Here is a 15,226-nt window from a genome sequence, read left to right as displayed (position 1 = left end):
TGTATTGTTTATGAAAACTGTTGATCAATAAAATATCAAATGCCTATGATTACTAAAAAAGAGAGGTTTCTGGGGTCTATGTTTTTGGGTGCAATTGGGGATGCTATGGGAAGTGGATTTGAAAATATTTCAAAAAACCCATTAGATGATAAAACTTTCTATCCGTTTGGAAAACCAAAGTTTAAACTACCGGAATGGAGAATTACTGATGACACACAATTAACGATAATAACTTGTGAGGCATTATTAAAAAATCAGGAATTAAAACCAGAATTATTATCTAAGTATTTTATTGATTATTTTTCAAAAGGAATAATTCGGGGCATAGGAGCTTCTACTTTGAAGGCTTTTCAAGAGCTCCAAATAGGTATGGATTGGAGTCAAACAGGAAGAAGAGGTGAGTACGCTGCGGGAAATGGAGCGGCAATGCGAATTGCTCCTCTGGCGTTTTTTGATACTATTACAAGAAATAAAATAGAAGAAATTTGCTCAATTACACATAACAATTCAGAAGCATATATTGGAGCACTTGCAATAATTATTTCAATTAAAACTATTCTAAATGGAAATTGGTTAAATAATACTAGTTTACTCAGATTGGTTGCGGATCGACTTCCTAGCTCAAATGTTCGTGAACGGATTTTTGAGTTAAGTGATTTAGAAAATAATATTTCCATAATAGAAGCTGCAAATAAGTTCGGAAACAATGGTTATGTTGTAAATTCTGTTCCTTTCTGCATTTTCGCAGCTAGCAAAATTAAAAATAAACATATCAGTTTTATTTTTGATGAGATCATAGAAAGTGAAGGAGATACAGATACTAACTGTTCTATTACTGGACAAATCTGTGGAGCCTACTTAGGGATAGATGAAATACCCTTTTTGTTCAAAGAAAAATTGGAGAAGTTACCAGAATATGATTGGTTAAATACTCATGTGAAGAGGTTAGCAGAAAAAATACTTTAATAATGAGAACACTAGTAATTGGAGATATTCACGGAGGCTACAAAGCATTAATGCAGATCTTGGAGAGAGCTAAAGTAACCCCAGAGGACGCGTTGATCTTTCTTGGAGATTATGTTGATGGATGGAGTGAATCTGCAGAAACCATTCAGAAATTAATAGATCTTTCAATATCCAATGAGTGTATTTTTATTAGAGGAAATCATGATTTGTGGTGTGGTTTATGGCTAGATGATGGAGCTACCAATCCAGTTTGGTTAGCTCACGGAGGGAAAGAAACAATAGATAGTTATATTCAATCTGGGTTGCTAACTAGTAATGAACACAAGCAATTTTTTAAAGAACTACAGAATTACTATATAGATTCAGAAAATAGACTCTTCATACATGCCGGATTTACTTCTATGCATGGAGTTGGAAAAGAAGAATATGAATCAAACTATTATTGGGACAGAACTTTATGGGAAGCAGCGTTATTGGCGGATAAAGTAGAAGAAAAAACTTTAGAGGATATGCTTACTTCTCCAAAACGATTTAATCATTATAAAGAAATTTATATAGGTCATACCCCAACTACAGAATATAAAATATCGACACCAATAAAAGCACATAACCTATGGAATATCGATACCGGAGCAGCTTTTAAAGGAAAACTAACTATACTAGATATTGATAGCAAAGAATTCTGGCAAAGTGATCCACTACCTACTTTATATTCTAATGAAAAAGGACGAAACTAACCATTTGTATTTACCTGAAAACAGGGTGATTTTTATAGATAAAAGTGACGATTTTTGTGATTCGAAACACTAAAAATAAAAACTGTGAAATTTCCATTAGGATATACAATCAATTATTATATCAAAATTCCTTTTCTTTTAGTATTCTACATTCTTTTCTCTAATCCTGTAAATTCTCAAAACATGGAAGATTTTATTGAATATGATTCTTTTGTTATTATCGAGAAACCTCAGAAAACCTATAAAGGTATTTATAAGGAGGGCAAACCTTATCAAGGATATTTTTCAAAAGGAAATAAAGAGTTTCCTAGAGTTGATTATTATGAGAATGGAGAAGCAAAATTTCAATATTCTCTTGACATCTATCAAATGACATTGGGAGTAGAAAACACAGAAAAAGAAGGTTTTCAAGAAAAAGACGGAGAGGTAATGAATGAAGAATACTATGAGGCCTATACGAAAGATTTATATAAACCAAAATTAAATATCAAGTCCGTTTATGAAAATGGTCAAATAATAAATGGATATGAATACGAAGAAGAATCTTCTACAATGTTTTCTAAGAAAATAGAGAATTATAAAATTACAGAATTACATATTGATTTATTTGCAATGCACTATTATCAGAGGACTTCTATGGTTTTAGTAGCGGATACTATTCTAATAGGATCACCTACATTAGCTACTGTGGGAGAAAAATTGCAAGTTCGATTATCAAGAAAAGACAATGGTTGGGTGGCTGCTTATGATATAAATGGAAACCATATAGGGTCTAAATATTTTGTAAATGGTGAACCCAAAAGCTTACCAATAAATAGTACGTTATTTATATATGATCAAAATAATGATATATATAGTTATGGCACTAGTGATTTTATTGAATATCCTTCTAGATTAGATTTAATAGATTTGTTAGGTTTTTATTTTGATAAGCCTAAAACATTTACCTCTGAAAATATACAAGTATTTTTCAAAGCTTTAGTAGAGGCTTCTATAATGGAGATGAAGCGAGAAGAGGGTGTTCGCCCAAAAGAGCCAGAGATATATAGAGGATACATCATCACGGGAGACAATAGTGAGGTGATAAAAGGGATACGGTTTTTTGAGAAAGAAGTCGATTCATATTATGAAGAATATAACGGCAGTAACGAAGTCAAAAAAGAAAAGATAGATCTTGTTAGTTTTCAGGAAGTGTTTAAAAAGTATCTGAAAAACATAAAAAAGGACTAAAATATATAGATATCCAAAAGAAATTGGTTTAATTGTTTTTTAAATTTCAAAATAAAAATTATATTTGCGTATAATTAACGCAAAATAATAAATATATGAATCCACTACTATTAACAGACGGTTATAAATTAGGTCACAAAGAACAATACCCAGATGGAACTACCTTAGTGTATTCTAATTGGACTCCAAGAAAAAGTAGGATAGAAGGAATTGATAATGTAGTGTTTTTTGGGTTGCAGTATTTTGTAAAAGAATATTTGATTAAGAGATTTAATGAAAGTTTTTTTGACCTCCCAAAAGAAGAAGTTGTTTCAGAATATAAAAAATATGTAGATCATTATTTGGGTGTAGATTATGATATTCAACACATTTTAGAATTACATGATTTAGGCTTTTTACCAATTGAGATAAAAGCGTTGCCAGAAGGTACAGAGGTGCCGATAAGAGTGCCAATGTTTACCTTAGTAAATACAAAATCAGAATTCTTTTGGTTGACAAATTATTTAGAAACTTTACTTTCTAGTATCATATGGCAACCGTGTACCTCTGCAACCATCGCTAAACAATATCAAAAAATCCTTAGTAAGTACGCTTTAGAAACGGATAAAGAAAATCTGGAATTTATTACCTGGCAAGGTCATGATTTCTCTATGAGAGGAATGTCTGGTACAGAATCTGCAATACTTAGTGGTATGGGTCACGCACTTTCTTTTTCAGGTAGCGATACATTACCAGTAGCAAAAGCGTATGAAATGTATTATAATGCTGATGTTACCAAAGAATTAGTAATTGGCAGTGTTAATGCCACAGAGCATAGTGTAATGTGTGCCGGTAGTAAAGATGATGAGATTGGTACTTTTAGAAGATTATTAGAGACATATCCTACAGGAATATTATCTGTGGTTTCTGATACCTGGGATCTCTGGAAGGTGTTGACAGAATATCTTCCCAAGTTAAAAAATGAAATTATGCAACGCGAAGGTAAACTAGTGATCAGACCAGATTCTGGTGATCCGGTAGATATCATATGTGGATGCGATCATAAAGACCCTGTAATTGCAAAAGGAGTAATCGAATTACTTTGGGATGAATTTGGAGGAACCATTAATGAACAAGGATACAAAGTACTAAACCCAAAAATTGGAGCAATCTATGGAGATAGTATTACTATGGATAGAGCTACACAGATATGTGAACGACTAAAACAAAAAGGTTTTGCATCTACTAATGTGGTACTTGGAATAGGAAGTTTTACTTATCAATATAATACTAGAGATACTTTTGGATTTGCTATGAAGGCAACTTATGTTGAGGTAAATGGAGAGGGAAGAGAAATTTTTAAAGATCCTATTACGGATGATGGAACCAAAAAATCTGCAAAAGGATTGATGCAACTTTACGAGTCTAATGGCGAAATTACGCTAAAAGATCAATGTACTTTAGAAGAAGAAAAACAGGGCTTGTTTCGGACAGTTTTTAAAGATGGGAAATTGGTCAATGATGAAAGTCTGTCTGTTATACGAAAACGAATTTTGGCATAAATAATAATGCGTATTAATGAAAACTCTCAAAATTGATCTTTTGGGAGTTTTTCGCATACATATATAGGGTTTTCTTTACGAAAACTGTTATTATAATACGTAGATGCTGTATTCCGTTCTTAATAAGAAATATTGTTAATTTTTTTGTAAGAATTCTACAAGGATTACGACACTCTTCTTAGTATCATTAGTTTGATATCTAACTAACTTAATAAAACACAAACGTCATGAGTGCAATCTGGTTTTTCGAAGATGCAAATCTCTTCAGAGTATTATGTCCTCATAAATTTAAAAAGTACAAAAAGGATCACGATTTAGATGCTTACAAAAAAAGCGATTACATCTATTTTGAAGAAGACTCAGCCAATAAAATATACCTAATCGAAAAAGGGAAAGTGAAAATTGGTTATTATTCTGAAGATGGCAAGGAAGTCGTAAAAGCTATCTTAACCCGAGGAGAGCTTTTTGGAGAAAAGGCAATTCTTGGAGAAGATAGAAGAACTGAATTTGCTCAATCTGTTGATAATACGACTTCTATTTGTCCAATTGGAGTTCAAACTATGCATGATCTTATGCGCGATAATCAGACTTTTAGCCTCAAGGTTTATAAGTTTATTGGTTTACGTTTTAAACGTCTCGAAAGAAGATTACAGTTACTACTATTTAAAGACACTAAAACTAGATTATTAGAATTCTTTGATGAACTCAAAGAAGATTTTGGATATTGCTGCCCAAATACAGGAGATACAGTGATACAACATCCATATACACAAAGAGATATTGCTAATCTTATTGGTACATCCCGTCCAACATTAAATATCATTATGAACGAATTAAAAGAATCCAAGCAAATTGATTTTAATAGAAGAGAAATTCGTTTAAAAATTGTTGCTTAGTGTTAGCTACCTAACATTTTAAAAAGTTTTATGAATTTACTTTTACAGTAATAATAATCATAAAACAAAAGGCAATGTTTAAAAAATTAATGATAGGAATGCTTGCGATAGGATTAATCGCAGTTTCCTGTAAGGATGATGACGATACAATATCTGTCGCTAATGCCGGAGAAATTTCTGGTGGTCCATTCGAATTTGATGTAGATGGGGAAGCAGACATGGTATCTGGAATTACATTAGATGATACTAATGCATTTGGTACAAGTAGTACTTGGATAGTAACTGATGATCAAGGGAATATTCTTGGATTACCACCTACATTAACTGCAGTAGAAGGAGTAAACTTTGATGAAGCTGGTACAGGAACCTGTTTAATATGGTATGCTAGATACAATGGAACGATTACCGGTTTAGAAATGGATATGAATGCCAATGATGTAACAGGTGATTTTGATCTTTCTAACTCTATTACCGTAATCAGAAATCAAGTTGCAAATGCTGGGGTTATTTCTGGTGGTCCATTCGAATTTGATGTAGATGGGGAAGCAGACATGGTATCCGGAATCACATTAGATGATACTAATGCATTTGGTTCTGGTAGTACTTGGATTGTTACAGATGATCAAGGAAATATTCTTGGATTACCGCCAACAATAATGGCAGTAGAAGGTGTAAACTTTGACGAAGCTGGAGCAGGAACTTGTCTGATTTGGTATGCACGTTATGAAGGTACGATATCAGGATTAGAAATGGGAATGAATGCCAATGATGTAACAGGTGATTTTGATCTTTCTAATTCAATTACAGTAGATCGTAATCAAGTAGTAAATGCAGGAACTATTTCTGGAGGACCTTTTGAGTTTGATGTTGATGGAGAAGCGGATATGGTATCAGGAATTACATTAGATGATACCAACGCTTTTGGAGATAATAGTACTTGGATAGTAACTGATGATCAAGGGAATATTCTTGGATTACCACCAACATTAATGGCAGTAGAAGGTGTGAACTTTGACGAAGCAGGAGCAGGAACTTGTCTAATTTGGTATGCAAGATATAGTGGATCTGTAACAGGATTGGAAATGGGGATGAATGCTAATGATGTTACTGGAGATTTTGATCTTTCTAATTCAATTACAGTAGAGCGTAATCAAGTAGTAAATGCAGGAACTATTGCTGGTGGCCCTTTTGAGTTTGATGTAGATGGAACTGCCGATATGGTTTCAGGAATCACGTTAGATGATGCTAATACTTTTGGAGATAATAGTACTTGGATTGTTACGGATGATCAAGGAAATATACTTGGATTACCACCAACACTAATGGCTGTAGAAGGTGTAGATTTTGACGCTGCAGGTCTAGGTGTTTGTTTAATTTGGTATGCAAGGTATAATGGAACGGTTACAGGATTAGAAATGGGTATGAATGCTAATGATGTTACAGGAATGTTTGATCTTTCTAATCCAATTACAGTTACCAGAAATTGTAACACAAGTTCAGGAGTATTATCCGGAGGTCCTTTTACTTTTATGGTTGACGGAACTCCTGATATGGTAAGTGGAATAACATTAGATAGCTCTAATGCTACGGGCCCAAATAGCACTTGGGTTATTACCGATGATCAAGGAAAAATTTTAGGATTACCAGGAACATTAGCTATGGTAGAAGGAGTGGATTTTGATGCAGCAGGAGCAGGAGTATGTTTTATCTGGTACTTAAGATACGAGAATGGAGTAGAAGGATTGGCAATGGATATGAACACAAGTGATCTGAAAGGTTGTTTTAGTTTATCTAATTCTATTCAGGTAACAAGACAATAACTAAAAGAGGTTTATCTTATAATGAAAAAGAAAATAATGATGATTAATGATAATGTGAACTTAACGTAGCTTCCTATCTCACGGGGAGTATAACACAATAGTTCATTATTGTTTTTTTGTTAGTTTTAAAGCGCAACCAAAGGTTGCGCTTTATTAATTTAGCGAAACTTTATTTTGAAAATTTGTATCAACGAGACATTCAAAATATATAGCTGAGCTTATCTTAATGAAGACTAAGATTTACATTTCGAAATTTACATTTCGATAACTATTAAATACATTTTACTAATTGTTAGATAATCTTTTATCGCAGATTATATATACTTTTGCAAGGAAACATTTTTTTACCGACAAATTTAATTACCTATATAATAGAAAATCTTTTATGAAATTCAATAAAAAGAATATATCTAACCTGATTTTTGTAGTTATTTTACTGCTTTTTTTTATTCCGAATACTAGGGGAATGATGCAGATTTTTCTTACCAGAATATTTTCTTTTAGCCCTAACTTAGTGGATATAGAGGAACGAACTCAGGTATCCTCTTATAATTGGAAACTTCACGGAGTAAATACGGAATCAATGAATTTTGATACGGCTGAAGGTAAAGTAGTGTTACTAAATTATTGGGCAACTTGGTGTCCACCTTGTATTGCAGAAATGCCATCATTACAAGAGTTGTATAATGATTATAAAGATAAAGTAGTATTTGTGTTTTTGACTGAAGATGATGACCCGGAACTAAATAAATTTATGGATGATAAAAGTTATAATTATCCAATTTATAGGGCGCTATCAGAGCATCCTAAGCCTTTTGTCCATAAGCCTATTCCTGGTACATATCTTATCGACAAGAAGGGAAATATAGTAATTCATAAAATTGGTGCAGCTGACTGGAATACTGATAAGGTGAGAACCGCTATAGATCAATTATTGGCGGAGTAAATTCCTAACTTCTAAAATACTTAAAAGGAACAAATAGCATTCCAAAACATTTTCCTTTACTTTTATTTAAGTGTTTGTGGTGTATTTTGTGAGCTCTTCTAACACCTTTAGCATACCAATGATTTGCATTTCGGAATAGCTTGAATCGTTGGTGTATAAATATATCATGAACGAAAAAATAGGCAATACCGTAGGCTAGAATTCCAAAACCTATCGATTCTCCTGCCCAGAAAGTTATAGGATCATGGAGCAGGATAGAAGTCATGCTTATTACTGCATAAAACACAAAGAATAAATCATTACGTTCCCACCAACTACTGTGATTCTTGTGGTGGTGATCTTTGTGTAAAGACCATAGAAAACCGTGCATGATATATTTATGAGTAAACCATGCCATGAATTCCATAAAACAGAATGTGACTATAAAAATCAATATCCAAATTAGAACATTCATTTTAGATAAATTTCGTTAAATGCATTATTAAATTAGATTCAATCTGTAATCAAAATATGATTTAGCAAGCAGTCCAAACTTTTGATAATTAGGTACTCGGATTCTAGTGTTTTTAATTTCTACAGAAGGCGTAGCTTTTAGTTTGTTAAGTAATTTTTTATAGTATATATACGCCGTGTATACCCCAAATTTTGCTTCAACTGGTAATTTCATAATACCTTCAAAACTTTTATCAAAATCTTCTTGAATCTCTTCTATAATTCTAAGTTTAGAATCCTCGTCTAATTGTCTTAAATCAGTATCTGGAAAATATGTACGACTCAGGTCTTCAAAATCCGCTTTTAGATCACGTAAAAAATTTACTTTCTGAAAAGCAGAACCTAAATGCTTAGCACTTTCCTTCAATTCATCATACTGCTTATCATCTCCGTTTACAAATACCTTAAGACACATAAGTCCAACAACATCTGCAGAGCCATAAATATATTCTTTATACTCAATATCAGTTAAATAGTTCTTTTTATGAAGATCTAATCGCATACTCTTCATAAAAGCTTCATACAGTTCTGGTTGTATATTATACTGATGAACCGTTTGCTGAAATGAATTAAGAATAGGGTTTAGGCTAATCTTATAATCGATGGCTTTATACATTTCAGTTTCAAAATCATTGAATAATTTTTCCTTATCATAGTCGTGAAAGCTATCTACAATTTCATCGGCAAATCTTACGAATCCATAAATATTATAGATGTCCTGACGAATAGAATCTGATAACATTTTGGATGCTAAAGAAAATGAAGTACTGTAAGAGTTAGTAACAAGTTTGCTACAACTATAAGAAACGGAGTCAAATAAAGCTTTCATCAGTTCGATTTTAGTTAAGGTTTAATTTTTGTGGATTTAATCCTTAAATTAATGTTAGGTCTATTGCATAATATAGTAGGATGCATTCTTACATCACACAGTCTGCAATTTAGGTTTACTAGATAAATTAAATTTTGATTCTATTAGTCCAGCTACTAGTTTTCCAGAAATTAATGATGGTGGTACTCCTGGTCCTGGAACAGTAAGTTGACCCGTAAAAAATAGGTGTTGTACCTTTTTACTTTTCAACTTAGGTCTTAAAAATGCCGTTTGTAATAACGTGTTAGCCATTCCATAGGCATTCCCTTTATATGAATTGTATTCTTTTATAAAATCTTTCACACAAAAAGACTCTTTAAATATAATATTATTTTGAACATTTTGTTCTGTTAAATTCTCAAAACGAGTTATGATTTTATTAAAATATGTCTCTCTTAGTTCAGGTGTGTCTTCAATACCGGGAGCTAAAGGAATTAAGAAAAAACCATTTTCTTTTCCAGCTGGAGCAGAACCTGAATCCGTAACAGAAGTAAAGTTGGCATAAAAAAGAGGCTCGTCAGGCCATTTAGGCTCATCATAAATATCTTTTGCGTGTAGGTCAAAATCCGTATCAAAGAATAAATTATGATGGTGTATGTTTTTTAGTTTTTTATCAAATCCAACATAAAAGAGAAGAGAAGAAGGAGCAAACGTTTTGCGTTCCCAATAGGATTCGGAATACTGTCGATATTTCTGATCTAATAAGGTTTCCCCGTGATGATAATCTGCACCACATAATACAATATCCGCTTTGATTTCAGCATTATTAACAACAATCCCTTTGGCAATACCATTCTCAACCAAAATTTTATCAACAGGAGCGTTAATGAAAAACTGAACTCCTAAGGATTCAGCTAATTTTTTCATCCCTAAGATAACCTGATACATTCCTCCTTGTGGATGCCAAGTTCCTAATCCGAAATCTGCGTAATTCATAAAACTATAAAAAGCAGGGGTATCGCTTGGTTTTGCTCCAAGAAATAATACTGGAAATTCTAGAATCTGAATTAATTTTTTATTCTTAAATTCTTTTCTTACTTCTTTGGAAATAGTGCTAAAAAATTGCCCTATTTTCTTAATAGTTTCTTTCGTTACTAATTCTATGGGGGAAACCCCTGGTCTATAAACTAATTCTTTAATAGCTATATCATAATTGCTTTTTGCAGCAGATATAAACTTCTTTAATTTATTAGAACTTCCTTTTTCTTCTTTTTCGAAAGCTGCATAGATTTTTTCTAAGGTATCTTCGATAGTGATACTTTCTTTATTTTCAAAGAATACTTTGTACGCTGGATTTAATTTATCCAATGTATAAAATTCAGAAGCCGAAGTATTAAAATCATTAAAAAACTTCTCAAATACATCTGGCATCCAATACCAAGATGGACCGATATCAAATGTAAATCCTTCTTTCTTTAGTTGTCTCGCTCTACCGCCGACAGTATCATTTTTTTCATATACAGTAACATCATATCCTAATTTTGCCAGATAACAAGAGGCAGAAAGGGATGAAAAGCCAGAACCGATGATTACTACTTTTTTGTGGGACATAAGGTTTATTTAAAAATCTACTATAATTCTTTAAGAAGGTCAGTTATGGATAAAAAGTAACGATGATTAGATCCACTGCTACCAGAAACATGCATAGTTTGCTTACCAAGCATCCAGAATTCGCTTTCTCTTTTGGAGCACACTATTTCATTAAATTTTTGAACATATTCCCCTATTTTATCTTTTTCTGGTCTTACAGTGAAATATGAAAGAAAAACTGTGTTCTCATGAAATGACAACATATTAGGCAGGCTGTCTAAGGGTATACTTGGACCGAGATAAATGGCTTTGTATCCTTTTAATAAAATTTCATAATTAATATAGAGTAATCCTAATTCATGTATTTCATTTTCTGGGAGATACAGAATAAAAGCTTTATCCGTTTTTGTGGATTTAGAGTACTGCAGTTTCTCTATATTAATTAATAGTTTCTGTTTAATAAGGTTTGTAATAAAATGCTCGTGAGAAGGACTAATCGTATTTGTTTGCCATAATAACCCTATCTCAGTTAAAAGCGGAATAAAAACATCAGTAAAGATCTGTCTAAAAGTTCTTTTTTCTGAAAGTTGTTCATATGTACCCAAAAACAATTGTAAATCGTAATTAAGCATGGATATTTTAAGTGAATTAATTGCTTGATTTTTAGTGCTTTTGTCAGACACTATCCTTCTTACATATTCATCAATCTCTTCATTATTAAGTTTAGAAACTCTAGAGATTTTATAGCCACTGTTAACAAGATAAGTAACATTAAGCAACTTCTGTAGACTTTTTAAACTATAAGTACGTATATTGGTTTCAGTACGATCTGGGGATAAGAGATTATATCTTTTTTCCCATATTCTGATAGTATGAGCTTTTACACCACATAAATTTTCAAGATCTTTAATACTGAAATTTTGCTTAACGTTGTTCACTCTTTTTGAATAAAGGTTAAACAAATGTAAATAAAAAAGAAAGAAATCAATAGGTAGTTCTTGTTAAATTATTAACGATAATTGTTAAAAAGATTTACAAAAGAAGAGTTAGAACTATTAAATATTAGTATTCTTTAGCCGATGTTCTATTTTTCTCTTTCAAAAGAAAAATCCAGAAATATTAGTTTTTAAGAAACGTAAGGCTCTAGTAATATGTACCTCCACGGTTTTCGTAGAAATACCAAGAATTTTAGCAATTTCTTTGTGTCTTTTTTGTTCTAATCTACTTAGTTTAAAGACCTCTCTACATTTTTCAGGAAGCTGCTCAATCGAATTTTCTAGTTTTAACCAATTAGCTTCTTGCTGTCTTTCTTCTTTTTCAGTATAAAGTTCGAAAAGTGCTTTCCATTTTAATTCATCTAATAAATCAATTTCCTTCTTTAGTTTGCGTAAATGCATCAAAAATTCATTATGACAGGAACGAAAAAGATGATTTTTTTCCCAAAGTCGTAACATAGCATTTCGCACCAGATCTTCAGAGAAAGCAGTATTATTAGAGAGTTTATAAACGTAGGTACATAACCATTGGTAATATTGGTTAAATATGACTTTATAACTTTTTTGATTTCCGGCTATTAATCCTTCAATCAGTAATTTTTCTATGTCAGGGTAGTTACTTTTCATAATGACAATCACTTGCTAAATTATAAAAATTAGAATAAAGTAGGGGATTAATGAGATTCTTGCATCATGTATGTAGAAAAAGAAAAAAATGAATCATTATTTAACAATAATTAAAAAATATCTGGAAGGTGAACTTTCTAATTCAGAAAAAAAATTGAGACAATGGATTGTGAAATCCCTGAGAATGAAATGTTTTTCAAAAAAGAAGTAAAGAATTGGAATTCAGAAAAAGAAGAGTTACCAATGAACTCAGAAAAGGCATATAAACGTTTTGTAGATACAATTGATCACAAGGAAACAAAAATAATATCATTAACACCTTTGCTAAGGGCCATTTCTTATGCTGCGGTTTTAGTTGGAGTAGTGTTGGGTGTTTATTATTATACTAAATCAGACATATCTGTCAACAGAACTAACTTGGATGTAGTAGAGGTTGATATGATATCAGAAGATAAGATTAAAATCTCTCAAGTAGACGGCACAATAACCTATATGGATTTTGATGATAAAAAAAATTTGGTTAATGCAAGTGGAGCTATAATTGGTGAAAAAAAAGGAAATATCAGTTAATAATTAAAAATATCGATAAAACCAAAGTCTGGTTAAACGCAGCAAGTACCTTAAAATTCCCGCAACATTTTGGGCCTTCAGTAAAAAAAACAGAATAGTGCATTTGGAAGGTGAAGCTTTTTTTGATGTAACTACTAATGAAAAACAGGCAAGGACATCTTTTTTTATCTTTGCCTGTTTTTAAACTATGCTATTAAAAATAATCTATAGGATTTAATCTTTTTCCATTACGTTTTACTTCATAATGAAGATGAGGTCCAGTAGAAAGTCCAGTATTTCCGCTATAACCTATAACTTGGCCTTTTTGGATTTGTTGATCTTTCTTAATATTGAAGTTTTCCAGATGTGCATACCAAGTTTCATAACCATCGGCGTGGGAGATGACAATTAGGTTTCCCCAATCACCTTGGCTTTTGGCAAGCGTAATAGTCCCATTTGCAGTGGCAATGATTGGAGTTCCTATTTTTGCTCTGATATCTATACCGCCATGGAATACTTTCTTTTTTCGTATCGGATGGTTAAAGTTTTTACCATAAACAGCTGTAATATCATTTTTTGATCCATTTTGGATTGGGAAAATAGAAGGTGGAGTTTCTGTAACAATTTCCTCTGTCAATACCTGCTCTATACTATGATGAGTATTAGACTTTGGTTTTATAAATGCCATAAAAAGCACTGCCAGTAAAGGAATAAGCAAAATGTATCGGATAAGATTTTTTTGATTGGAATTGGTTTTTGTGATCATGTCTATTCGTTTTTCGATTAATGAATGATTGAAATAACTATATAATTTTATGCTTTGGTTTGTTCCCAGATTTTTTACTAAGAGTTTTAGGTAATTTGATTTTTTAATTTGGCCGTTAATTACAGACTGATCCGCTTGATACTCGTGAATGGACTTAATGGATTTTCTAAATAGGTAAGAGAAAGGGTTAAACCAGAATACAACTAGGTATATTTCTGTTACTATTAGATCGACGGTATGGCCAAGTTTTATGTGGACTTTTTCGTGTTCTAATATGGATGCATCGATTTTATTTTTTTCATTTTTTGGAATAAAAATCCAACGAAAACACGAAAATACAGTAGGTATGTCTGCTGCAATAAAAGAATACCCGTCTTTAATGAAAGTTTCAGACCGTTTCTTTAGTTTATGTAATTGTGTAATGGACGATAATAACCTTAGTAAGCATATAAACATACCAATACTATAAACAAGCCATAGTAAATGAATCGAACTCCGATCTTTTTCTGAGTGTTTTACAGGTTCTAAAAGAATATCCTTAGTAGCATTCTTTCTAAGTAAAATATCATCAAAATCTGGTATAATAATGATCTGATTTGGAATTATAAGTTCTATTTGATTTAAGAATGGAAGGCATATAGATATTGGTAATAAACACAATAATAAGATTCTATTGATTTTATGAAAAGTCAATTTTCTAAAGAAAATATAATACGAACTGTATAAAACAGCCAAACAAAAACTAGCTTGTATTAAGTATATAAAAAAGTTATTCATTTTCTTTCTTTAGTTTATCGATTTTTTCTTCAATTAACTGCTTCATTTTTTCTAATTCTGATACATTTAAATCTTCATCATTGGTGAAAAACATAGCAAACTTGCTTATCGATCCACTGAAGAAGTTTTTGACCACTCCTTTAAAATGATTTTTGAAATATATATCTTTAGATATTAAAGGATAGTATTCTTTAATTCTTCCGTACGTATTAAAACTTATAAAGTTTTTTGTTACCAAAGTTCTAATGACTGTTGATATGGTTGTATAAGCAGGTCTAGGTTCAGGGAATTGTTCTACAATATCTTTTAGAAATGCTTTTTCTAGCTTCCAGAGATATCTCATAATCTGTTCTTCTGCCTTTGTTAAATCTTTCATATTACGAATATAACTATATTTTTAGTAATAAAACTATAAATATAGTAATAAAACTATTTTTATAGTCATAGATTTGGATCATTCCTAAAAGTTGTGTGTGAATTGAGATA

At 31.7% G+C, this 15,226-nt stretch carries 15 protein-coding genes; 8 read left to right on the top strand and 7 right to left on the bottom strand.

What is annotated here, in order from left to right; all coding sequences use genetic code 11:
• The first annotated feature begins 45 nt into the window (after positions 1–45).
• The 7 genes from Q0921_RS22775 (at position 46) to Q0921_RS22745 (ending at position 8,136) form a co-directional block, all read left to right on the top strand.
• Entirely contained in the window at positions 46–966 is a 921-nt protein-coding gene (locus Q0921_RS22775; protein ID WP_299261095.1) for an ADP-ribosylglycohydrolase family protein, read from the top strand.
• Between the two features lie 2 nt (positions 967–968).
• On the top strand, positions 969–1,703 hold the full coding sequence (locus tag Q0921_RS22770; RefSeq protein ID WP_299261093.1) for a metallophosphoesterase family protein: 735 nt from the start codon (positions 969–971) through the stop codon (positions 1,701–1,703).
• Between the two features lie 84 nt (positions 1,704–1,787).
• On the top strand, positions 1,788–2,933 hold the full coding sequence (locus tag Q0921_RS22765) for a hypothetical protein (RefSeq protein ID WP_299261091.1): 1,146 nt from the start codon (positions 1,788–1,790) through the stop codon (positions 2,931–2,933).
• Between the two features lie 95 nt (positions 2,934–3,028).
• Positions 3,029–4,474 carry a nicotinate phosphoribosyltransferase gene (locus Q0921_RS22760; RefSeq protein ID WP_299261089.1) on the top strand — a complete coding sequence of 482 codons (1,446 nt, stop codon included), beginning with the start codon at positions 3,029–3,031 and terminating at the stop codon, positions 4,472–4,474.
• Positions 4,475–4,701: 227 nt separating this feature from the next.
• Entirely contained in the window at positions 4,702–5,370 is a 669-nt protein-coding gene (locus Q0921_RS22755) for a Crp/Fnr family transcriptional regulator (RefSeq protein WP_299261087.1), read from the top strand.
• 74 nt (positions 5,371–5,444) lie between these two features.
• Positions 5,445–7,190, top strand: coding sequence for a hypothetical protein (locus tag Q0921_RS22750; RefSeq protein ID WP_299261085.1), 1,746 nt, complete (start codon positions 5,445–5,447; stop codon positions 7,188–7,190).
• Positions 7,191–7,575: 385 nt separating this feature from the next.
• Positions 7,576–8,136, top strand: a complete 561-nt coding sequence (locus tag Q0921_RS22745) for a thioredoxin family protein (RefSeq protein WP_299261083.1) — start codon at positions 7,576–7,578, stop codon at positions 8,134–8,136.
• A 4-nt stretch (positions 8,137–8,140) separates the two neighbouring features.
• Here the strand turns inward: Q0921_RS22745 and Q0921_RS22740 are convergent, their stop codons facing one another.
• The 5 genes from Q0921_RS22740 to Q0921_RS22720 all read right to left on the bottom strand — a co-directional run bounded on the left by Q0921_RS22740 (position 8,141) and on the right by Q0921_RS22720 (position 12,648).
• A complete protein-coding gene (locus Q0921_RS22740) occupies positions 8,141–8,590 on the bottom strand; it encodes a sterol desaturase family protein (protein ID WP_299261081.1) in 450 nt (149 codons plus the stop codon).
• Between the two features lie 27 nt (positions 8,591–8,617).
• Positions 8,618–9,457: a phytoene/squalene synthase family protein gene (locus Q0921_RS22735; RefSeq protein WP_299261078.1), complete on the bottom strand. Its 840-nt coding sequence runs from the start codon at positions 9,455–9,457 to the stop codon at positions 8,618–8,620.
• A 93-nt stretch (positions 9,458–9,550) separates the two neighbouring features.
• Complete coding sequence (locus tag Q0921_RS22730; RefSeq protein ID WP_299261076.1) at positions 9,551–11,047, bottom strand: NAD(P)/FAD-dependent oxidoreductase; 1,497 nt, start codon at positions 11,045–11,047, stop codon at positions 9,551–9,553.
• 20 nt (positions 11,048–11,067) lie between these two features.
• Positions 11,068–11,964, bottom strand: a complete 897-nt coding sequence (locus tag Q0921_RS22725; protein ID WP_299261075.1) for a MerR family transcriptional regulator — start codon at positions 11,962–11,964, stop codon at positions 11,068–11,070.
• Positions 11,965–12,123: 159 nt separating this feature from the next.
• Entirely contained in the window at positions 12,124–12,648 is a 525-nt protein-coding gene (locus tag Q0921_RS22720) for a sigma-70 family RNA polymerase sigma factor (protein WP_299261074.1), read from the bottom strand.
• Positions 12,649–12,810: 162 nt separating this feature from the next.
• On the opposite strand from Q0921_RS22720, the gene Q0921_RS22715 reads away from it, so the two are divergent.
• Positions 12,811–13,218 carry a hypothetical protein gene (locus Q0921_RS22715; RefSeq protein ID WP_299261073.1) on the top strand — a complete coding sequence of 136 codons (408 nt, stop codon included), beginning with the start codon at positions 12,811–12,813 and terminating at the stop codon, positions 13,216–13,218.
• 193 nt (positions 13,219–13,411) lie between these two features.
• On the opposite strand, the gene Q0921_RS22710 is transcribed toward Q0921_RS22715, so the two are convergent.
• On the bottom strand, positions 13,412–14,740 hold the full coding sequence (locus tag Q0921_RS22710; protein WP_299261071.1) for a M23/M56 family metallopeptidase: 1,329 nt from the start codon (positions 14,738–14,740) through the stop codon (positions 13,412–13,414).
• Positions 14,733–15,116, bottom strand: a complete 384-nt coding sequence (locus Q0921_RS22705) for a BlaI/MecI/CopY family transcriptional regulator (RefSeq protein WP_299261069.1) — start codon at positions 15,114–15,116, stop codon at positions 14,733–14,735. Before Q0921_RS22705 ends, Q0921_RS22710 begins: the two co-directional genes overlap by 8 nt.
• Positions 15,117–15,226: the final 110 nt, after the last annotated feature.

The organism is uncultured Aquimarina sp. (assembly GCF_947496855.1).
Classification (GTDB): domain Bacteria; phylum Bacteroidota; class Bacteroidia; order Flavobacteriales; family Flavobacteriaceae; genus Aquimarina.
This window is presented reverse-complemented; position numbering and strand designations above follow the sequence as displayed.